This is a genomic window from Pseudodesulfovibrio sp. 7M6 (assembly GCF_050058625.1).
In the GTDB taxonomy this organism is placed as follows: Bacteria; Desulfobacterota; Desulfovibrionia; order Desulfovibrionales; family Desulfovibrionaceae; genus Pseudodesulfovibrio; species Pseudodesulfovibrio salinus.
Map to the genome: position 1 here is coordinate 2,276,387 of NZ_CP188816.1, position 20,174 is coordinate 2,296,560.

General features: G+C 60.2%; 16 protein-coding genes. 6 read left to right on the forward strand and 10 right to left on the reverse strand.

Translation table 11 applies throughout. The annotated features are described in order from the left end of the window. Positions 1-79: 79 nt before the first annotated feature. Together ACI0FG_RS10850 and ACI0FG_RS10855 are read left to right on the forward strand one after the other, a co-directional pair. Positions 80-733 (forward strand): lactate utilization protein, encoded by a 654-nt coding sequence (locus ACI0FG_RS10850; RefSeq protein WP_419785016.1) that lies wholly within the window; start codon positions 80-82, stop codon positions 731-733. Positions 734-1,002: 269 nt separating this feature from the next. After that, positions 1,003-1,749 carry a UPF0280 family protein gene (locus ACI0FG_RS10855; RefSeq protein ID WP_419785017.1) on the forward strand — a complete coding sequence of 249 codons (747 nt, stop codon included), beginning with the start codon at positions 1,003-1,005 and terminating at the stop codon, positions 1,747-1,749. A 12-nt stretch (positions 1,750-1,761) separates the two neighbouring features. Here ACI0FG_RS10855 and ACI0FG_RS10860 read toward each other — a convergent pair whose 3' ends face one another. From ACI0FG_RS10860 to macA, 3 genes are read right to left on the reverse strand one after another with little or no spacing between them, the layout of a single operon-like run. Continuing rightward, complete coding sequence (locus ACI0FG_RS10860; protein WP_419785018.1) at positions 1,762-3,180, reverse strand: efflux transporter outer membrane subunit; 1,419 nt, start codon at positions 3,178-3,180, stop codon at positions 1,762-1,764. 15 nt (positions 3,181-3,195) lie between these two features. After that, on the reverse strand, positions 3,196-5,139 hold the full coding sequence (locus ACI0FG_RS10865; protein WP_419785019.1) for a MacB family efflux pump subunit: 1,944 nt from the start codon (positions 5,137-5,139) through the stop codon (positions 3,196-3,198). A 2-nt stretch (positions 5,140-5,141) separates the two neighbouring features. Then, positions 5,142-6,323 (reverse strand): macrolide transporter subunit MacA, encoded by a 1,182-nt coding sequence (macA, locus tag ACI0FG_RS10870; protein WP_419785020.1) that lies wholly within the window; start codon positions 6,321-6,323, stop codon positions 5,142-5,144. Between the two features lie 178 nt (positions 6,324-6,501). Between macA and ACI0FG_RS10875 the strand changes: the two genes are divergently transcribed. Together ACI0FG_RS10875 and ACI0FG_RS10880 are read left to right on the forward strand one after the other, a co-directional pair. Continuing rightward, positions 6,502-7,194, forward strand: a complete 693-nt coding sequence (locus tag ACI0FG_RS10875; RefSeq protein ID WP_419785021.1) for a response regulator transcription factor — start codon at positions 6,502-6,504, stop codon at positions 7,192-7,194. Further along, a complete protein-coding gene (locus ACI0FG_RS10880; protein ID WP_419785022.1) occupies positions 7,194-8,516 on the forward strand; it encodes a HAMP domain-containing sensor histidine kinase in 1,323 nt (440 codons plus the stop codon). The genes ACI0FG_RS10875 and ACI0FG_RS10880 overlap by 1 nt, the downstream gene beginning before the upstream one ends. A gap of 9 nt (positions 8,517-8,525) precedes the next feature. Here the strand turns inward: ACI0FG_RS10880 and ACI0FG_RS10885 are convergent, their stop codons facing one another. Then, positions 8,526-9,443 (reverse strand): YceI family protein, encoded by a 918-nt coding sequence (locus tag ACI0FG_RS10885; RefSeq protein ID WP_419785023.1) that lies wholly within the window; start codon positions 9,441-9,443, stop codon positions 8,526-8,528. 171 nt (positions 9,444-9,614) lie between these two features. On the opposite strand from ACI0FG_RS10885, the gene ACI0FG_RS10890 reads away from it, so the two are divergent. Then, entirely contained in the window at positions 9,615-11,012 is a 1,398-nt protein-coding gene (locus tag ACI0FG_RS10890; RefSeq protein ID WP_419785024.1) for a glutamate decarboxylase, read from the forward strand. Positions 11,013-11,018: 6 nt separating this feature from the next. Here ACI0FG_RS10890 and ACI0FG_RS10895 read toward each other — a convergent pair whose 3' ends face one another. From ACI0FG_RS10895 to msrB, 4 genes are all read right to left on the reverse strand, one after another. Continuing rightward, positions 11,019-11,825 (reverse strand): MlaA family lipoprotein, encoded by an 807-nt coding sequence (locus ACI0FG_RS10895; RefSeq protein WP_419785025.1) that lies wholly within the window; start codon positions 11,823-11,825, stop codon positions 11,019-11,021. Continuing rightward, a complete protein-coding gene (locus tag ACI0FG_RS10900; RefSeq protein WP_419785026.1) occupies positions 11,822-13,090 on the reverse strand; it encodes an alpha/beta hydrolase in 1,269 nt (422 codons plus the stop codon). Before ACI0FG_RS10900 ends, ACI0FG_RS10895 begins: the two co-directional genes overlap by 4 nt. A gap of 135 nt (positions 13,091-13,225) precedes the next feature. Further along, a complete protein-coding gene (locus ACI0FG_RS10905; RefSeq protein WP_419785027.1) occupies positions 13,226-13,948 on the reverse strand; it encodes a hypothetical protein in 723 nt (240 codons plus the stop codon). A gap of 123 nt (positions 13,949-14,071) precedes the next feature. Further along, on the reverse strand, positions 14,072-15,175 hold the full coding sequence (msrB, locus tag ACI0FG_RS10910) for a peptide-methionine (R)-S-oxide reductase MsrB (RefSeq protein ID WP_419785028.1): 1,104 nt from the start codon (positions 15,173-15,175) through the stop codon (positions 14,072-14,074). A 152-nt stretch (positions 15,176-15,327) separates the two neighbouring features. Here msrB and ACI0FG_RS10915 point away from each other — a divergent pair, with 152 nt between their 5' ends. Continuing rightward, complete coding sequence (locus tag ACI0FG_RS10915) at positions 15,328-15,621, forward strand: late competence development ComFB family protein (RefSeq protein ID WP_419785029.1); 294 nt, start codon at positions 15,328-15,330, stop codon at positions 15,619-15,621. A gap of 29 nt (positions 15,622-15,650) precedes the next feature. Here ACI0FG_RS10915 and ACI0FG_RS10920 read toward each other — a convergent pair whose 3' ends face one another. Together ACI0FG_RS10920 and ACI0FG_RS10925 are read right to left on the reverse strand one after the other, a co-directional pair. Further along, the gene (locus tag ACI0FG_RS10920) at positions 15,651-16,844 is read right to left on the reverse strand and encodes a putative sulfate/molybdate transporter (RefSeq protein WP_419785030.1); all 1,194 of its coding nucleotides are present in this window, start codon (positions 16,842-16,844) and stop codon (positions 15,651-15,653) included. 169 nt (positions 16,845-17,013) lie between these two features. Beyond that, positions 17,014-20,172, reverse strand: a complete 3,159-nt coding sequence (locus ACI0FG_RS10925; RefSeq protein WP_419785031.1) for an efflux RND transporter permease subunit — start codon at positions 20,170-20,172, stop codon at positions 17,014-17,016. Positions 20,173-20,174 lie beyond the last annotated feature (2 nt).

Sequence of the window (20,174 nt, forward strand, 5' to 3'; positions counted from 1 at the left end):
AATCTGCTAGATCTTCCGTGGCTGGCAGGAATCTCCTGCCGGTCGATTCCCGCAGCACCTGTCAAACATTGGAGGCACCATGGAAAATGCCATTGACAATTATTGGGAACTCAACCTCCGGGACCTGGAACAACGTCTGACCAAAAACGGATTTACCGTCTACCGGGCAGACTCCCAGACTCACGCTGGGGATGTGGTCATAAACGAGATTTTGCCGACACTCAAGCCCAAAACCGTATCTTGGGGCGGATCGGCCACTCTTGCAGCCTCCGGCATCCGCGAGCGCCTGCTTGAATCCCCGGAATACGAGGTGCTCGACACGTGGGACCAGTCGCTTTCCAACGAGGACAAATACGAGCTTCGCCGCCAGGCACTGCTCTCCGACTGTTTCTTCTGCTCCTCCAACGCCGTGACGGCGGAGGGGCATCTGGTCAACCTCGACATGATCGGCAACCGCACCGGGGCCATCACCTTCGGCCCGAAGAACGTGGTCATCCTGCTTTCGCGCAACAAGCTGGTGCCCGATCTCGCCCGCGCCATGGCCCGCATCAAGGAGTACGTGGCTCCGGTCAACACCATGCGCCTGGACCTGAAAACGCCCTGCGTCAAAACCGGCCACTGCATGGACTGCAGCTCCCCCCAGCGCATCTGCAACTCCTGGACGATCACCGAAAAGTCCTTTCCCAAGGGGCGAATCATCATCGTCCTGATTAATGAAGACGCCGGGTTCTAAAAGGACACTCCTTCAGTGGAAAATGGGGGAAGCCTGCCGAAGCCATTCGTCCAGCTGCTCCCCCTTTCCCCAAATCCCCTCATTCTCACCCACTCCGTTGGGAGCCCTCCGCCGATATGGGAATATGTATCTATATTGTATTGGGCGAAGAATGTGCATAAAATGTTCGTAACCATGTTCTTAACTCTGTTCATAACTTTGTTCGTAACTTTGTTCGTAACCATGTTCATAACCTGTTCCAAGTTAGGAACAATCGCCGGGAGGCACGGGTGAGCAGGCGTCATCTGTCCACGAAAAGGACATACCGCGAGACTGTCCGGCCACAGGGAAACGAAGTCCGTTTTCAGGTGGCCGTCGAGCAGAGCGATCTGCTGGTAGTGGCGGAAAAGGATTTGCACGACGAGGTGGCTGCCTTTGTGACCGGCGTGCGGGGGGAGATCAAGAACTGGATTCTTTTCCACCCGGAGTTCGCCGATTCCCTGGTGCCCGTAGCCGTGCCGGAGGAAGCGCCGGAGGTGGTACGCGCCATGGCTAAAGCAGCGGCGCTATGTGGCGTGGGTCCGATGGCCGCCGTGGCCGGTGCGGTAGCCCAGGCGGTGGGAGATCATTTCGCAGGCCAGAGTCCGAATATCCTCGTTGAGAACGGCGGTGACACCTACCTGCGGTCCACCCGGGAACGCATTGTCGCCCTGCTTGCCGAGCCCGACTCCGGGGCCATGCTGGGCCTGCGCATCGAAGCAGACGCCTTCCCCGCCTCGGTCTGCGCCTCCAGCGCCACCATTGGCCACTCCCTATCCCTGGGCCGGGGCGATCTGGTGGCCGTTCGCGCCGCCGATGCCCGGCTGGCCGACGCCGCAGCCACCGCCCTGTGCAACCTTCTGCGGGACAAAGGCGACGTCAACCACGTTCTGGAGCAGGCCAAGGCGCTTGCCGAATACGGCCTGACCGGCGTCTTCGCCCAGGTGGACGACACCCTGGCCGCCTGGGGCGATGTGGAATTGGTAGCCCTGGACTGATCCACGTCCGCCCTACCCGGCCTGTTTGGCGGAGGAGACTCCGCCCGTGGCCTGTGCGGCGGCCTCATTCCGTGGCGGTTCCCCGCCCAGCGCCTGATACAGCGTGACGTAATTGTTCAGCCGATTGTAAAGGTTCTCGGCCACGGACGCCTCCACCGAGCGTCGGGTATCCTGCGCGTCCAGCCAATCCTTGAGCGTACCGGACCCCGCCTTGTAGCGCACCTCGTAAATGCGTTCCACTTCCCTTGCCGCCGCCAGATTCTCCGCCAGATGCCGCCCCTGCTCGGCCAGATGGTCGCGGTTGGAGAGCGCGTTTTCCACTTCCTCCATCGCCTTGTAGAGTGTCTGCCGGAAGTTGACCACGGCCTCGTCGTATTCCGCCTTGGACACCTTGAGGTTCAGCTTCAGGGTGTTCCAGTTGAGAAACGGGAAGGCGAGACTGGAAATGACCGCGCCCACCGGATTGTTCATCATATCCGAAAACTCGGTGCTGGCGCTGCCCAGACTGCCGGTCAGGGAGAGCGTCGGGTAGAAGCCCGCCTTGGCCGCATCCGTATCGGCCAGATATTCCCGCAGCCGAAGCTCCGCCGCACGAAGGTCCGGACGACGGCCAAGCAGTTCCGCAGGCAAACCGGCCGGGATCGGCGGCAGCTTGGCCATGGAGAGATCGGCCGGATCGGCCATGACCTTGCCGGGCGGCATGTCGAAGAGCACGGCCATCGCGTTGTGGTCTTCCCTGCGTGATTGCAGAAGCGTCTGCCGCGTGGCCAGCAGACTGGCCAGATCCTGCCGTGCCTGGTTTACTTCCAGCGGAGACGACGCACCGTACTGTTCCTGAGACGCCGTCAGTTCCACAGTCTGTTGGGCAGACTCGATATTGCGCTCGCTCAATTGCAACCGGACATTGTCGTAGGCGATCTCCCAGTAGAGATTCATGGTGGTGCCCACCAGGGTCAGGGCCGTGCTTTGACGGTCCTGCTCCGTGGCCAGGGCCTCCCACTCGGCCGAATCATGCGCCCGGCTGAGCTTGCCCCACAGGTCGGCCTCATAGCTGATCTGAAAATTGGCGGAATAAGAGGTCTGCCAATCTCCCTTTTTGAGATTCTTCTGGCTGTCGGTACCCATGGTGGCCGAGAAATCAGGGATCATGTCCTCCCAGGCCAGCCCGGCCTGATACATTGCCTTGCGCACCTTGATGGCCGCCGCGGCGAGATCGTTGTTGCGCTCCAGGGCTAGCTTGACCAGCTGGGACAATGCCGGGTCTCCGAAATCCTTGGGCCACTCGGCGGCCGAGGTCGCATTGGAGGCCGAATCCCCGGTCCACTGTGCCGAGGCAACCGTTTGCGGCGGTTGAAAATCGGTTTTGAGCAACGCCCCGCAGCCGGAAAGGGGCAACAGGACAAACAGAATCAGGCAGATATATTTTTTCATTGGCTTCTCGCTTTCTTATTCGCGCACCAAGGCATCCACCGGATCGAGACGCGAGGCGCTCCGGGCCGGGAGATAGCCGAAGACCACACCGATGAGGGTGGAACAGACAAAGGCCAGGACCATGGACGCGGTGGAATAGACCATGGTGAAGCCGCCGCCGCTCCTGGACACGGCCAACCCCACACCAAGGGCCAGAAGGATGCCGAGAACCCCGCCCAGCAGGCAGACCAGCACGGCCTCGATGAGAAACTGGCTCATGATATCCGCACGCCGGGCACCGACGGCCATGCGCACGCCTATCTCGCGGGTCCGCTCCGTGACGGAGACGAGCATGATGTTCATCACCCCGATGCCGCCCACCACCAGCGAAATAACCGCGATGGCGGAGATGAGCAGGGTCATGGTCTTGGTCGTGCTCTCTATGGTCTTGCGGATGGTATCGGTATTCATGATGAAGAAATCCTTGGCATTGTGCCGCCGGGTCAGCAGATGCTCGATGCCCTGCTCCGCCGCCTGCATGGGTGCGCCGTCCTTGACGCGCACGGTGATGCTGCCCAGGTAGGACTGGCCCAGCATCCGGTGCATGGCCGTGGTGTACGGCACCCAGATATTCAGGGAATCGCTGTTGCCGAACATGGATTTTTTGGCCTCGGTCACACCGATGACCCGGCATGGCACGGAGCCGAGGATGACGACCTTGCCCACGGCCTGCTCGTCATCGCCAAAGAGCCGCTTGCGCGTATTCTGGTCTATGACGGCCACCTGCCCGATCTTGCGGACCATATCGCGGTCAAAGGCGCGGCCCTCAGCCATCTTGTAGCCATAGACCCGAAAGTACGACTGGCTGACCCCAGTGACCGTGGCGGTTACGTCCACATTGCGGTAGCGCAGGTCCACCGAGGTGGAAACCTTGGGCGTGACGCTGTCCACATAGGACTGCCGGGCCAGGACATCCGCATCCGACGCCTTCAGGGTCTGGATTCTGGCGGACCGACGGTCGCCAAATCCCTTGCCGGGAAAAATGTCGATGACGTTCGTCCCTATGGCGCTGATATTGTTGAGCACCTGCTGCTGTGACCCCTGCCCCAGCGCCACCACCGATACCACCGAGGCAATGCCGATGATGATGCCGAGCATGGTCAGAAACGTACGCAGCTTATGCGAAGCCATGGCCGAAACCGCCATGCGCAACAGTTCGCGCCCCTGATCCAGCCATGCGGCGCTGCCCTTGTGAATCAACGCCTGTCGTTGCTCGCCGGATTCGGCTTCGGGAGCGTTGCCGTTGGGCCGGTCGGAAATGATCTCTCCGTCCTTGATCTCAATGATTCGCCGGGCAAAAGCGGCCACTTCCATGTCATGGGTCACGACCACGATGGTGTGGCCCTCGGCATTGAGTTCGGTCAGCAGCTTCATGGTCTCGTGGCCGCTGTGGCTGTCCAGGGCGCCTGTTGGTTCGTCGGCCAGAATGACCTGCCCGCCGTTCATCAGGGCGCGGGAAATGCTGACCCGCTGCTGCTGGCCGCCGGAGAGCTGGCCGGGCTTGTGCTGGATGCGGTCCGCCAGCCCCAGCCGGGTGAGCAGCTCGGCCGCTCGCGCCTTGCGGTCGGACGCGGCCATACCGGCATAGATGGCGGGCATCTCCACATTGTCCTGCGCCGTCAGGGCGGAGAGCAGATGATAGCGCTGAAAGATGAATCCGAAGTGCTCGCGCCGCAGCCGGGCCAGTTCATCGGCATCCAGCTCCGAGACATCCCGGCCCGCGATGCGGTAGGTCCCGCTGGTGGCGGTATCCAGACAGCCGAGGATATTCATCAGCGTGGATTTGCCCGACCCCGAAGCCCCAACGATGGCGACCATTTCCCCGGCCTCGATGGACAGGTTCACGTCCTTGAGCACGGCCATGGGCTGATCGCCCGCCGGATATTCCTTGCGCAGATTTTCTATCTGTAACAGCGGCATGACTACATTCCCATGGGCGGACGCGGGTGACGGCTGGTCATTTTCCGGACCGCGGCATCAGCATTGCCGGAGCCGAGGACAACCTGGTCGCCCTCCTTCAGCCCGCTTTTCACCTGAATATTGACCGAGTCGGTCAGCCCAACACGCACCTTTCGCGTCTCAATCTTATTTTCGCCGACCAACACCTGGACGGAATAAGTTCCATCCCGTTCCTTGGTTCCCAGGGCGCTTTCCGGGATAAGCAGAACGTCCTTGGCTTCATCCAGCACAATGGTCACCTCGGCCGTCATGGAGATACGCAGTTTGTGGTCCGGGTTGGGTACGTCGAACAGGGCGTTGTAGTAGACGGCCTCGTCGCTGGAACTGGTAGTATCGTCATCCTCGGTGATGGAGTCCGGCGCGGGTTCGATGCTGCGGAGCGTGGCCTCATATTGCGAGTCCGGCTCGCCGAGGATGGAAAAAAGGACCTTCTGGCCAGGTTCAACGTGGACCACATCGGCCTCGGATACCTCGGCCTCCACGGTCATGGTATCGAGCTGGGCCAGCTTGACGATGGTCGGTGTGGACTGCGAGGCATTCACGGTCTGGCCTTCCTTGGTGATGACGGCCACCACCACGCCGTCCATGGGCGCGGTGATCTTGGTGTAGCCCAGATCGACCTCGGCGGTGTCCACGGCAATGTCCGCGCTCACGATCTGCGCATCCAGAGCCGCAATGTCCGCCTTGGTCTCGGCCAGAGTGGCCAGCGCGTCCTCATAGTCCTGCCGCGAGGTGGCCTTGGACCGCAGCATTCCCTGCTGCCGCTTGTACTCGGACTCGGCCTGCTGCAAGGTCGCCACCTTGGCGGCGCGCTGGGCCTTGATGTTCTCCAGGTCCGCCTGGGCGATGCGCAGGGCGTTCTCCTGCGACTGGGCGTCGATCTCGGCAATCAACTCGCCCTGCCTGACGCTGTCTCCCAGCGCCACCTTGAGGGAATTGACCTGACCGGACGCCTGGGCACCCACGCTGACCTGCTTGAACGCGGCCAACGTTCCGGTCGCCAGCACGGATTCCTGCACATCGCCCCTGATCACTGGCGTGGTAAGATACTGCATCGGCTCCTCATGCGGAAAGAACCACATCTTCGCGCCAAAGCCCAATCCTATCACAACGATGACGGCCGCTGCCTTGTATGCCCACTTCATATATGATCCACCTGATGTTTCGATTGTTCGTTCACGTTCATTTTCCTTGTCTTGTTGGCTGCACCATAGGACATTCCCGAGAAGCCTGGGGTTAAGCGGTTGGGCGGAAAGTGTAAAAAGAGTGTAAATTCCCCCTCCGGCCATTCGCCAAAACCGGGAAGTCGTGTAGGAGAAAATCATGCAAAAGCCCACGCGCATACTCATCATAGACGACGATGTCGACCTCAGTGCGCTGCTCACGGAGTACCTGGAAGCCGAGGATTTCGAGACCCATACCGTGCACAACGGCATCGAGGGCACGGACGAGGCCCTATCCGGCGCGTATGATGCGATCCTCCTGGACATCATGCTCCCGGGGCGCGGCGGCGTTGAGGTTCTGCAACGCATCCGGCAGGAAAGCCGGGTGCCGGTAATCATGCTCACGGCCAAGGGCGACCATGTGGACCGCGTGGTCGGACTGGAGATGGGCGCGGACGACTACGTGCCCAAGCCCTGCTACCCCCGCGAGCTGGTGGCCCGGATTCGGGCGGTGCTACGCCGCACCAGCGAGGCTCCCCCGCCACAAAGCAAGGACGAACTGCACATGGGCAAGCTGCGCGTGCAGGTACCGCAACGACGGGTGGACTGGGACGGCGAGCCCGTGGACTTGACCGTCTCGGAATTCAATTTTCTGGAAATGCTCCTGCGCGCGGGCGACAAAGTGGTGACCAAAGACGAGCTTTCCGAACGGGCGCTGGGCAGAACGCGCGAACCATACGACCGCAGCGTGGACGTACACATGAGCCACCTGCGCCAAAAACTCGACCAGGCCGCGGGCGACGCCATCGTCATCGAGACCGTACGCGGCGTAGGCTACAGGGTACAACGCTGATGCGTATCCGGCTGTTCTGGAAAATCCTGTTCGGCTTCTGGCTGACCTTCATCTGCATCTCACAGGGCGTGTGGCTGATCTTTCACCTCTACGAACAGCCCCGCCACCGGCCCTGGCTGGTGGAGTACGTCCGCCAGCAAGCGGAGGTCCGGCTGGAGGCGGCGGCCACGGTCCTGCGCCTGGGCGGCGAGAAGGAATTACTGGCGTTGGTGGACGGCTGGCCGGAACAGGAACGGAAAGGCTTTTCCTGGCACTTCGGAAACGAAACCGCCAAACCGGACTATCCCGTCTTCACCAAACAGGGCGTGCTGCCGGACGGCGCAACATGCACATTGCAATACGACGGAACCAGCGCCCTGCCCCATCCGCCCAGGTCCGGCTGGTTCAACATGCCGCCGGAACTGGTCATCCTCGGCATACTCGGCGGTCTGCTCTTCAGCGCCCTGCTGGCATGGTACCTGATCAAGCCTGTCTGGCGGCTGCGACTGGGATTCGACCAGCTGACCAAGGGGCAACTCGGCATCCGCCTCAAACCCCTCATGGGACGCCGCCGGGACGAGATAGCCGACCTGGCGCGGGATTTCGACACCATGGCCGAACGGATGCAAACCCTGGTGGAATCGCGCGAGCAACTTCTCTATGACGTGTCCCACGAACTGCGCTCCCCGCTGGCCCGGCAGCACATGGCCTTCGGACTGGCGCGCCAGAACCCGCAACGCATGCCGCAACTGCTGGACCGCATCGAAAAGGAATCGAGCCGCATGGACGAACTGGTGGGCGAGCTGCTCACCCTCTCGCGCGTGGAATTCGGCGCGGACATGCCGGAGGAATATTTCGATATAGGCAGTCTGGCCCGGGTGGTGGTGGACAATGCGGCTTTCGAGGCGAGGGAGGACGGCGTGGAGGTCGTGCTGCACATGGCCCCGGATGAAGAAGAGACCGGCACCACGGCCTGCGGCGAAGCCGAACTGATCCGCCGCGCGCTGGAAAACGTGGTGCGCAACGGCGTGCGCCACAGTCCGCGCGGCACGTCGGTCAGGGTCACCGTTACGCGCGACATGGGCAGCGACAGCTGCCGTATCCGCATTGCCGACTCCGGCCCGGGTGTGCCCGAAAAAGACCTGGGAAAAATCTTCGAACCGTTCGTCCGACTCGGCAATACTTCCGGATCCGGCGCAGGACTCGGACTGGCCATAGCCAAACGGGCCGTGACCGTGCACGGAGGCACCATTCAGGCCATCAACGGCCCCAATGGGGGGTTGCAAATTACCATCACCCTCCCCCTTTCCACGCTCGAAATGGCTGAGGACGACACGAAGTAGCGCACGTCCCTATTCCAATACCAGCCTGAAATCAGCGGAAATGAAATCAAAGACCACGTGATAGCCCAGATGCTGGAAGAATCGCGAGGAGCCGTAGATCACGCCCCAGTGGGTGCGGTCGAAATCGAGATTGCCCATGACCGTGATCCGGCCATCGGTCAGATTGCGGATATGGGCCGGAAAAGCGATCTCATCCTCCATACCGCGCAGGGCCAGCACCCCCTGCATCATGGCGTTGGGACGGGAAATCTCTCCCGTGTCCGCGATGCGAAGGAGCGTGGAGGTAAAGGTCGCCTCCGGGAAAAGGGCCGTAAAAAAGAAATCATCGGAGTTCAGGTGCGCCTCCAGGACGGGGCGCAGCTCGTCGCCCTCCAGATCGAGATTACGCAGGGACTTCATGTCCATGGTGAAAGAGGCCGAAGGGGTTTCCCCGCCTTCCAGATACCCTCCTGATACGAAGAGCAGACCGTGGTGGCCGCCGTTGCTGTTGCGGCCGGTCCAGAGAATCTTCGATTCCTCCGGCACGATGTGGTAGGTCCGGGATTCGAGAACCAGCGGGGGATGCGGAGGGATCACGGCTTCGGCAGCCACGCCTTCCAGCACCTGACCGGCCTGCCGCCAGGCATCCAGACCGCCGGTAAAGACGGTCACGTCGGTATACCCGGCGCGGATCAGTTTTTCGGCCGCGCACTTGCAATCGACGGATTTGGGTCCCGCGCCATAAAGCACCACGGGCGCGTCCTTGTCCGCGACCAGTCCGGCCAGCGTATCGAGAAAGACCACCTCATGCACACAGGCGTTGACGGCGCCGGGGATGTGGCGTTCCGCAAAATGCTCGGGGGGCAGGGTATCCACCAGCGCCCCCTGCTTCGCTGCCAAGAACTCCCGGACCTCTTCCAGGCTCATTTGTTTGATCTTCGAATCCATCCTCGCCTCCTCTGTTCAGGCGTTACATGGTGCCTACCCTAGCATACCGGGTTCATTACGCACCAGTGTTTTCGGCCAAAGGATGACGTCTCCCCGCTCCTGTGGCACAACACAAATACAGAATGCACCACGCGCCCGTTCAGCGTAATAGACAAAAGATGGAGAAAAGACATGCCCCTGCACGACAAGGATTCCGTCCGCCACCGCCTGCTCGACGACGTTTTCGCCGCCACGGACCTCTCGGTCCGGCTGCCCAAATACCGTTTTCCCAAGACCGAAAACGCACCCCGACACGTCTATCAGGTCGTCCATGACGAACTGATGCTGGACGGCAACTCCCGCCAGAATCTGGCCACCTTCTGCCAGACCTGGGCCGAGCCGGAAGTCCGCAGAATCATGAACGAATGCCTGGACAAGAACATGATCGACAAGGACGAATACCCGCAGACAGCGGAGCTGGAGGCGCGCTGCGTGCACATGCTGGCCGACCTGTGGCGAGCCCCGGACGGCCTCAGCGCCATGGGCTGCTCCACCACCGGTTCCAGCGAGGCTGCCATGCTGGGCGGCCTCGCCCTCAAATGGCGCTGGCGGGAAAAACGGCGCGCCGAGGGAAAAAGCACGGACCGGCCCAATCTGGTCTGCGGCCCGGTGCAGGTCTGCTGGCACAAGTTCGCCCGGTACTGGGACGTGGAGCTGCGCGAGGTGCCCATGGCCAGGGACCGGCTCATTCTCTCCCCGGAGGAAGTGGTGGCCCGCTGCGATGAAAACACCATCGGCGTGGTGCCGACGCTGGGCGTGACCTTCACCTGCCAATATGAACCGGTCGCAGCCATCTGCGCCGCCCTGGATGCGTTTGAAGAGCAAACCGGCCTGGACATTCCGGTGCATGTGGACGCGGCCAGCGGCGGTTTCGTGGCCCCGTTCATCGAGCCGGACCTCGACTGGGATTTCCGACAAAAGCGCGTGGTCTCCATCAACAGCTCCGGCCACAAATACGGCCTTGCCCCGCTGGGCGTCGGCTGGGTGGTCTGGCGCGACAAGGCCCACCTGCCCGAGGACCTGATTTTCCGGGTCAACTACCTGGGCGGCGACATGCCCACCTTCGCCCTGAACTTTTCCCGCCCCGGCGGCCAGATAGCGGCCCAGTACTACAACTTCCTGCGCCTGGGACGCGAGGGGTACCGCCGCATCCACCACGCCTGCTACGAGACGGCCCGCACCCTGGCGGCAGATATAAAAAAATTGGGACCGTTCGCCATCATCCATGACGGAACGGGCGGACTCCCGGCCGTGAGCTGGTCGCTGACCGAGGGCAAGGACCACGGCTACACCCTCTACGACCTCTCGGACCGGCTGCGCACGCGGGGCTGGCAGGTGGCGGCCTATTCCATGCCGCCCGACAGGGAAGACCTGGTCATCATGCGCGTGCTGGTACGCCACGGTTTTTCCCGCGACCTGGGCGACCTGTTCATCGAGGACCTGAAACGGTGCCTGGCCTACTTTGCCAAGAACCCGGTGACCACGCCCCTGACCGAAGCCGAGGCAGGAGGCTACAGCCACTCCAAATAGGGTGGATTATTTGCGGATGTCGAGCTCGCGCTTCTTGGTGTAAACAAAACGGATCAGCTCATATTCGAAAGGCGACCCGGTCTTGTGGTAGCGGAACGGAATATTGGCGCGCAGGTTCAAGGCGCGCAGGGCCAGCTCGGAATATGTCCAATGCCAGTCATCGTCGATGCCGAGGGTCTTGTAGACTGTCCTCATCTCCCACCAGAGAAGAAGGAAGTCCCCGCCGAAGCCCACGGTATCGCGAAGATTGGAAGGCCCGAAGAACGGCATGACGAAATACGGGCCGTTGCCCACGCCCCAGTAGCCGAGAGTCTGGCCGAAATCCTCCTGCTGCCGTTGCAGCTTGGGATTGTCGGAAGCTAGGTCGATGAGACCGCCCAACCCGAAGGTGGAATTGATCAGGAAACGGCAGGTGGTGATGCCCGACTTCTTCCCCTTGCCCTGCAACAGGCTGTTCACAAAAACGCCGACCTCATCAAGGTTTCGGATGACGTTCTTGACGCCGGTACGCACGGGCGACGGAAGCACGGCCTCGTAGACATTTGTGGCCGGAAGCATGAAATATTCGTCAAAACCGGCGTTGAAGGAATAGATATTGCGGTTCATCGGTTCCCACGGATCATAAACATCCAGAACCGCAAATCCGCTGGAGCCGCAGTTATCGGGCCAGTGGTTGACCTCGGTCCGGAACCCGCTGGAGGGCAGGGTCAACTCCGGCGCCACATGCTGGTGCACGGACGGACCGCAGCCGACAAGGGCCAGGAGAAGCAAAGCCGCAAGGGCAAGGCGGCATATGGCATTGCGCACGGTCATGACTTGATCATCTCCAGCATGGCTTTCACAAAGGGACCATACATCATGTTGCCACAATGTCCGCCCGTGGGAAAGAGATGGGCCCGCTTGCCAAAAACGTCCTCGATGAACTGCACGTCGTCATTGTTCAGAATCACATCATCGAGGTTGCCGATGAGCACCACCTTGCCCGAATCCATAAGCCAGGAACGAATAGGATAGAGACTGCAATTCTTGATCATTGTATAGCGGTCCATGGTCGGGTCCACATACTTCAGATACGGCAGCAGGTACTCGTCCATGTATTCCTCGAAGCTGATATCGAAGGCCGCCTCGGCGTAATCCATGAGCGGGGCCCCGTTTGCCAGGGGGTACTGGTCCGGCGGCACCAGATATCCGGCGCGCAGGCAGACGTCCGAGGAAAAAATCATAGCCGTGGCAGACAGGCGAAAATCAACCCCGATAAGCGCGCGCAGATCGGTATCGTCAAAGTCCACATGTGTCACCAGATCATAGAGAAAGTTGTCGTCGAAGTCCGTGATATCCCGCTGCTCATAGTAGTCGGAAAACATCTCCACGAACCGCTCGATCTGCTGATGAATGGTGCGGCCGCCCAGATTTTCCGGGCCGAGCCAGCTGTCCAGCTTCTTGACCGAATGATAGAGGCTCACCGGAGGATTGATGAGCAGCGCCTTCTTGAAGTTGAAATCGTGGCGCTCGTCATCCATGTGGGCCAGATAAGCGGCGTGCATGGCTCCCAGGCTGTACCCGGTGACATAGTAGTCACTCACCTCGCACTCCCCGGCCAGTTCATCCTTGATCCAGTGCATGGCCCGGTAGAGGTCGGCCACATCGTAGGGCACATAACCGGGCACCGCGTGCTGGGACATGGAGATGATGAAATTCATGTGTGTTGGCGAGGACAGGGCCACCACGCTAAAACCCGCGCTGTAAAAAACCCGGGTAAGATAATCCATTTTCGTGGAATCGTGCTCGCCGCCGGTTCCGGCTATGATGAATATGAGCGGAGCCTTCTCCTTGTGCAGGGCCGTGCTGTAATACATGTCCCGGCTGTAGGCGAAGATGTCCGGGACCTTGCGGTCCTTGACCCGAAGCGCTCTGGCCTTGACCTGAACGAACTTGAAATCCTTATATATTTCAGAAGGTGGCGTACCATAGACCGTCGCCTTGATAGGATCGGGAAAAGGGTAGCCGTACCCTTCAGCCGACGCGGAAGCGACGGACAGCAACAGGCAGAGGAATAGTAGGACGGCAATGTTTCGCATACTGTGTTAGGGTAGTTCTTACCTGTTTTTTGAAATTTCGCAAAGCATTGCAAAGCGTATGCCCCGAACAAGCCGCCCGGACGAACCAAGAGCGGCAGGCCTCCTGCGAGGTCTGCCGCTTTTGGATAGGAATTTTCAGATAATGAGGTCCAGCGAGGGTAACGCACCATCTGCCGGAAACGCCGAGGCCAATTCTTCCGGTGAAATGTCTCCCGGCGGAGCCGCTTCTTTGCCATCCGACACCGGAGTTTCCAAGGCGTCCCCTTGTGCCGGAATATCCTTCCCGGCGTTGGCCGCAGCCTGTGGCACCGTGTCCTTTTCCTCCGCGACAGCCTCCTGAGGCTCTTCGGGCGAGGCCCCCTTCTCCAGGACTTTTTCGCTTTCGGAGGCAGTGGCGTCGTGCGCACGTTCATCTATGTCGCGACGCATTTCATCGAGCTTTTCCTCGTTGCTTTCCTCCACATGACCGTCAACTATGTTGTCAGCATCCTTGGAAGCCTTCATTCCCAAAAGGTGCCGATCCGCATCGTTCATTTCCTTACCGGCCAGAGTCATGGCATTTTCCGCCAATGCGGCAATGCGCTGATACCCCGACACAAGAGACTGCATCTGGCCGGAAAATGAATTCTGCAATTTCAGCCCAACCATAAAACCGGAAAGATAGGCCGACCGTTCCTGATGCGCATGGACAAAATGAGACGACATCACATTATCTTTGGGCGACGAAATCTCCGGCGACGATTCGGATGCACGAACAGTTTCGGCGGTGTCCGCTTCCCCTGAATCCCGATCAGGTCTGAATGCGAGAGAAAATCCGGTCGCATTCTGATGCGCAGAGTTGATCCCGAAGAGATCCATGCCAGACTCCTGTCACACTATATCGTATAGGCCTATTATCGACTTTCAAATCATATTCTTTAGAGAGGGATTTCCAAGAAAAGAGCCCCTTGCGGGGCTCTTTTCTGCCGGGTAAGGCCCGGATCATTCAAAAAGCTTGAGATACTCGCCATAGCCTTCCGCTGCCATCTCTTCCCTGGGAATGAAACGGAGTGAGGCGGAATTTATGCAATATCGCAGGCCGCCGGGTCCCGGTCCGTCGCCAAAAACGTGGCCAAGGTGCGAATCCGCGGCCTTGCTGCGTACTTCGGTGCGGACCATACCGTGACTCTCGTCCGTCTGTTCCACCACACGCCCCTTTTCTATGGGCCGCATGAAGCTGGGCCATCCCGTACCGGAATCAAACTTATCCCGGCTGGAAAAAAGCGGCTCGCCCGAAACCACGTCCACATAAATCCCCTCGCGATGGTTGTTCCAATAGGCGTTGTCAAAGGGAGGCTCGGTTCCGCACGACTGGGTGACCTGATACTCAAGGGGCGAGAGGGCCTTGCGCACCGCCTCGTCGTCCGGGCGGACATACGACTGCGCCTTCCGCTTGCCCGCGTCCGGCCGGGCTTCATCCCCCCAGGTCTTGTTGATGTAGCGGTCACGGCCGGAAAAACTGCGATAGCTCTTGTATCGCACCGGACACGTCCGGGCAAAGCCTTGATGATAGTCCTCTGCCGGATAAAAGGTGGTAAAGGGCAAGATCTCCGTCACAACAGGAGCGCCGAGCCGCCCCGAGTCATCCAGGGCGCGACGCGAGGCCTCGGCCACCTGCCGCTGCTCCGCCGTGTGATAGAATATCGCCGAAGTGTATTGAAACCCACGGTCGCCGAATGAACCGCCTTCATCGGTGGGATCAAAATGCTTCCAATAGTAATCGATCAATTCAGCATAGCTCAGGGTCTGCGGATCAAACTCCACCTGCACCGCCTCCCGATGGCCGGTGGCATGGCTGCTCACGTCCTCATAGGTCGGGTTCGGTTCGGTTCCGCCCGCATAGCCGGAAACCACATCCCGCACACCCGGCAATTTTTCCAGGTCGGATTCAATGCACCAGAAACAACCGCCGGCCAGGGTGGCGATTTCCGTCTTGTTCTTCTCGATCATCTTTTCTCCTGCAATGGAAACACGGCACAGACCCGCCAGAAAGACCAGCCCCAAAAGCAACCACAAGGGCATCAATGCGATTCGTTTGATGGTCATGCGTGCCTCCGACTTATGGTTAAACAGGAACCATTCTCAATTTAAAGTAGGCACTGAGCGAAGAGAGTCAAGCACCGAACATGCGACCGGCATTGCCAAGGGAGTACAATCCGAGTTAGGAAAAGTACGAACCCCTTTCCCAAGGAGTGCCCATGTTTCCCACCCCTCTCAAAGTACACGGCATCAGCCTGGACAAAATTCGAAACCGCAATGAACGACGCGTCGCCCGCTTCATGGGCGAAATCATGAACGACTATTACAGCGATTATATTTTCGAGCAGCTGGACATAGAGGACATCTACGCCCTGGCGCTGAACCTGCTCCCGTCCCGCTATGCACAGATCGGCAGCATCGTCCTGCAGGACAAGGTTTCGGATTTCGAGATAAAGAGCCGGATACGCGAGGCCATCGACCGGGTACTGGAAAACCCGACCTCCGCAGGCTGAGCCGAACGGGCTGCGCCCGCTCCACCGTTCTAGACCTGCACTCTTCCCGACTTGAGCGCCCAATGGATGGCAGCGCCGACCACATAGCCCAGCGCCAGATTAGAGGCCAGCGTGACCGCCGCGATGCTGAGGCAGACAAAAAGATCGCTTCGCTCCTTCATATCCTGCACCGTCAGGGCCAGTTGCCCCCCGCCAAAGAAAAGCAATACGCCGAGGACCGACATGGGGATCATCCGGGCAATCACCCCGGACTGCTCGCCCAGCAACAGGGCCAGCCCTGCGAACACCACGCCGATGAACAGGTTCGATCCCGAACTGCGGGCACCGAAACGGTAGTGGGTGGCCAGCCCCCCGGCACCGTGGCACATGGGCATCCCCCCGATGAGGAAGGAGCCGATGTTCGCCAGTCCCATGGAAAGACAAAGAGACCGATTGGTGGTCTTTACCGCGTCCTTGCCGAAGAGTTCCTGGGCAAGATCCGCGTTGGCAACCACGGCATTGCCCAGGGTCATGGGCAGCTGCGGCAGGGCCAGGACGAACAGTGCCGTGCTGAATGTCGCCAGCGACGGCAAGCCTTCGGGCAGGAAGGCAGGCAGCGCGGACGCTTCCTCGAAAGGCTCGCCCCCTCCGTTGCTCAGAATGATCCCGGTGGCGACACCGAAGGCGACAACGACCAATGCAGCCGGGACCTTCCGGCTATCGAGCAGAAAGAATGTCGCCACAAAGGCAACGGCCGCCAGAAGCCAGTTGAGCGGAACCGGCCCAAGGGTCTGCACGGCCAGAAAAGGTTCGGCCGCATGATTGGCAATCTGAAAGGACGAGGTGCCCATGGCGAACCGCGCTCCCTGCGCCATGAGCAGGAGCCCGGTGGAAAGCTGGACGCCACGGACCACGGGCCGGGGAATGTAGCGGGCCAGCCGGGCCATGGTCCCTGTCAGACCGATGATGAGGAGCATCACGCCCATCAGCAGTCCGGCCACGAAAATTTGTTCCTTGGGCAGGGCCATGGCAATGGCCATGGAGCTGATGACCTTCATCGGCTGCACCGGCACCGTGGTGCGGAAGTACAATCCCGCCGCGATGTAGAATAACCCCACGCCCAGGAAAAGCCGCTGGGGAGCCATTCCGTTGACCATGATCAGACCGGCAGCCATTGGGAGAAGCACGCCGAGGTCGCCCAGGGAGCCAGCCAGTTCATATCGGTTCAATCGAATAGGAATCATTCATGCATCCTTCGGCTTCACAGTCTGATGGACTATAATCCGAACTCAATCCGTTTGTCATGAGTCCTCATGCGGAATGGCTCGATATTTCTCCGAGATGGTAAAATCGACCAGAAAAAGCCCCGGCCGTTTGATGCGGTCGGAGCTTTCGTCCAACTGCGGCATTCAATCAGGTCTCCTGCCCGCCCCGCTTTTCCATGCCGATGACGAACATGAGCAGCGCCGGAATGACGAAGATGGTGAAGACCGTGGACAGGGCCAACCCGCCCAGGACAACGGCTCCGAGGCCGCGATACAGCTCCGAGCCTGGACCGGGGGCGATGGCCAGCGGCAACATGCCGAAAACCGAGGTGGCCGCCGACATGTAGATGGGACGCAGCCGGGTGCGGGTGGCTTCCACCACGGCGGCCTTATGCTCCATGCCTTGCTCCCGGATGTTGTTCAGGGACTGGTGCACGATGAGGATAGCGTTGTTCACCACCACGCCGATGAGGATGACGAACCCGAGCATGGTCAGGATATCCAGCGGCTGCGGGGCAATGAACCAGTTCTCCAGTTTCAGCCCCAGGAACCCGCCCGCACCGGCCAGCGGCACGGTGAACAGGATGATCAGCGGATAGATGAAGTTGCCGAACAGCGCCGACATGAGCAGGTAGGTGATGACCACGGCCAGCAGGAAATTCCATTGCAGGGCCTGCCGGGTCACGGTCAGCTTGTCCGCCGCGCCGGAGAGGCGCACGGAAACGTCATTCAGCAGTCCAGCCTGGCGCACACCGGGAATCAGCTTGTTCTGGATGATCTCCATGGCCTGCTCCAGCGGCATGGTCGTTGGCGGCGTGACCTGCAACGAGACCGTCCGCTTCCGTTCCAGGTGGCGAATCTGGTTCATGGAATTGGTCCGCTGCATCCGGGCCAGGGAACTGACCGGCACGGCCCAACCATTGGGCACGGCGATGAGTGAGCTATAGAGATCCTCAGGCGTGGTCACGTCCTGAGGCCTACCCTTGAGCACCAGATCGATCTTCTTTTTTCCCTCTTCTTTGAAATCGCCGATATTGCGCCCGTCCAGAATGACGTCGATGGTCGTTCCCAGCTCCTCGGTGGTCATGCCCGCAGCGCGCACGCGGTCCCGCTCCGGGAGAAAACGCACCTCGGGATACAGCAGTTCCAATGAGGGCACCGGCCGAATCTGTGCCCCCGGAATCTCCTGCATCGCCATGCCAAACATGGTACCGGCCGCGGCAACAATCTTTTCCAGGTCCGACCCGGAAAAATCAACCTCGACCAATCGCCCTTCGCCCAACCCCTGCTCGAAGATGGAGGCCTGAAGCGACACGCCGTACATGCCTGGAATGGAATTGATGATCCGGCTGAACAGCGGCGTCAGCTCGCCCCCACGCTGCTCGTCCGTTGACATGGCTCCAAAAAGATTGATCGTGGGGTGCGACACGAAAAAGAGGTCCTGCACCCCCGGCAACCCGTCCTTTTCCCGCCGGAAATACGGCTCGGTCTGGTCAAAGACATAATGCCCTATGCCCAACCGCTCCTGATAGGAGAGGCCCGGCGGCGGAATGAGGATATTGATGATGAGGTTGCGGTTGCCCTGCGGCAGATACTCCATTTTGGGAAAGAAGAACCAAACCAGGAGGATCGAGGCCGAGGTCAGGCTGGCGACCGTGATAATCCGGCTTACCGGGGTATCAATGGCCAGCGAGAGCAGCGCCGTGATCCGATCCGCCAGCTTGGCCCCAAAGCGTGTGAACGGGACCATGATCCGCTTAATAAACGACAGGGTGGCCGGACTGCGAGGCCCGTCCGAGGATGCTGTTTTTCCCCTTTCCGCGAGCCCGAAGAATTGCCGGGCGAGCATGGGAATGACCAGCAGGGACACGACCATGGAGAGAAGAATGGCACAGGTGACGGCGATGGCGATATCCTTGAACAGCTGCCCCGCCTCCTGCTGCATGAAGACCACGGGCAGAAACACGGCCACGGTGGTCATGGTGGAAGCGAAGACAGCGCCCCAGACCTCTCGCGAGCCGTCGTAGGCCGCTTCCAAGGGGCCTTTGCCCATGCTCCGGTGCCGATCAATGTTCTCCAGTACCACGATGGCGTTATCCACCAACATGCCCACGGCAAATGAAATACCGGCCATGGAAACAACGTTGAGCGTTCGCCCGGCCACCGAAAACATGATGAACGAGCCAACGATGGATACGGGAATGGACACAGCCACAATGATCGTGGCGGAGAAGGACTGCAAGAAGACGAACAGGACGATGATGGCCAGGATGGAACCGACCAGAATATTCCGCTTAACCAGGTCGATGGCCCCGTTGATGTAGGGCCTCTGGTCATACACCCAATCCAGGGTGACGCCGTTGTCCTTGAGCAAGCCCTCGTTCAGTTCCCGCACCACCTGATGCACGCCGTCGGTCATGGACAGGATGTTGACACCCGGCTCGGGCCGCACGCCGACCGCTATGCCGGGGATGCCGTTGTGCAGCATGGCCACGTCCGCCTTGTGGTGCCCCCGCCTGACGTTGGCCACGTCCGACACATGCACCCGGGTCGCGCCCGAGGAAGTGATGACAATGGATTCGATATCCTCTGCCGAGTTGAAATTGGCCGGGGTGCGGACGCGGTAATCCCGCCGCCCAACCCCCATGTTGCCTGCGGAGATCGACACATTCTCCGCCTGGAGTACGGCCACCAGATCGGGAATAGTCAGATTGTAGGCCGCAAGCCGGACTGGATCGACCACGACCTGCATCTCGTCCTCGCGACCGCCGCCCACAAAGAGTTCGGCCACGCCCTTGACCCGCTCCAAATACTGCCGCACCTCGTTCTCGAAAAATGTACGGTAGGTGTTCACATCCCGGTCATTGCCTGGCAGCGTGCGGAGCATCATCCAAATGACCGGGGAAGTGGACGCACCCGTAGCCGAAACAATAGGCCGGTCGGCGCTGTCAGGGTATTCCGGCACCTCGTCCAGCTTGTTGGTCACGCGCAGCAACGCGGTGTCCACGTCGGTGCCGATCTCGAACTTGAGGGAAAGTTCGGAAGTGCCGTTATAGCTGGAGCTGTCCATCTCGATGAGGCCGGGAATGCCCTTGAGCACCTTCTCCTGCTCCTCGATGATATCCCGTTCTATCTCGTAGGGAGTGGCACCGGTCCAGTCGGTCTTGACCGTGATGATCGGCTCCGTGACGTTGGGCGAGAGCTGATAGGGCAGCGTGAAAAGCGCGATGCCACCAAACATGACCACCATGATCACACCGACCAGCACGGCAACGGGTTTCTCGATAGCGGATTTGATGATCTGCATGG

Excerpts from the sequence above, each read along its gene's own strand:
- ACI0FG_RS10850 (WP_419785016.1), top strand. The coding sequence starts at position 80 with ATGGAAAATGCCATTGACAATTATTGGGAACTCAACCTCCGGGACCTG.
- ACI0FG_RS10860 (WP_419785018.1), bottom strand. The coding sequence starts at position 3,180 with ATGAAAAAATATATCTGCCTGATTCTGTTTGTCCTGTTGCCCCTTTCC.
- ACI0FG_RS10865 (WP_419785019.1), bottom strand. The coding sequence starts at position 5,139 with ATGCCGCTGTTACAGATAGAAAATCTGCGCAAGGAATATCCGGCGGGC.
- macA (WP_419785020.1), bottom strand. The coding sequence starts at position 6,323 with ATGAAGTGGGCATACAAGGCAGCGGCCGTCATCGTTGTGATAGGATTG.
- ACI0FG_RS10875 (WP_419785021.1), top strand. The coding sequence starts at position 6,502 with ATGCAAAAGCCCACGCGCATACTCATCATAGACGACGATGTCGACCTC.
- ACI0FG_RS10880 (WP_419785022.1), top strand. The coding sequence starts at position 7,194 with ATGCGTATCCGGCTGTTCTGGAAAATCCTGTTCGGCTTCTGGCTGACC.
- ACI0FG_RS10885 (WP_419785023.1), bottom strand. The coding sequence starts at position 9,443 with ATGGATTCGAAGATCAAACAAATGAGCCTGGAAGAGGTCCGGGAGTTC.
- ACI0FG_RS10890 (WP_419785024.1), top strand. The coding sequence starts at position 9,615 with ATGCCCCTGCACGACAAGGATTCCGTCCGCCACCGCCTGCTCGACGAC.
- ACI0FG_RS10895 (WP_419785025.1), bottom strand. The coding sequence starts at position 11,825 with ATGACCGTGCGCAATGCCATATGCCGCCTTGCCCTTGCGGCTTTGCTT.
- ACI0FG_RS10900 (WP_419785026.1), bottom strand. The coding sequence starts at position 13,090 with ATGCGAAACATTGCCGTCCTACTATTCCTCTGCCTGTTGCTGTCCGTC.
- ACI0FG_RS10905 (WP_419785027.1), bottom strand. The coding sequence starts at position 13,948 with ATGGATCTCTTCGGGATCAACTCTGCGCATCAGAATGCGACCGGATTT.
- msrB (WP_419785028.1), bottom strand. The coding sequence starts at position 15,175 with ATGACCATCAAACGAATCGCATTGATGCCCTTGTGGTTGCTTTTGGGG.
- ACI0FG_RS10915 (WP_419785029.1), top strand. The coding sequence starts at position 15,328 with ATGTTTCCCACCCCTCTCAAAGTACACGGCATCAGCCTGGACAAAATT.
- ACI0FG_RS10920 (WP_419785030.1), bottom strand. The coding sequence starts at position 16,844 with ATGATTCCTATTCGATTGAACCGATATGAACTGGCTGGCTCCCTGGGC.
- ACI0FG_RS10925 (WP_419785031.1), bottom strand. The coding sequence starts at position 20,172 with ATGCAGATCATCAAATCCGCTATCGAGAAACCCGTTGCCGTGCTGGTC.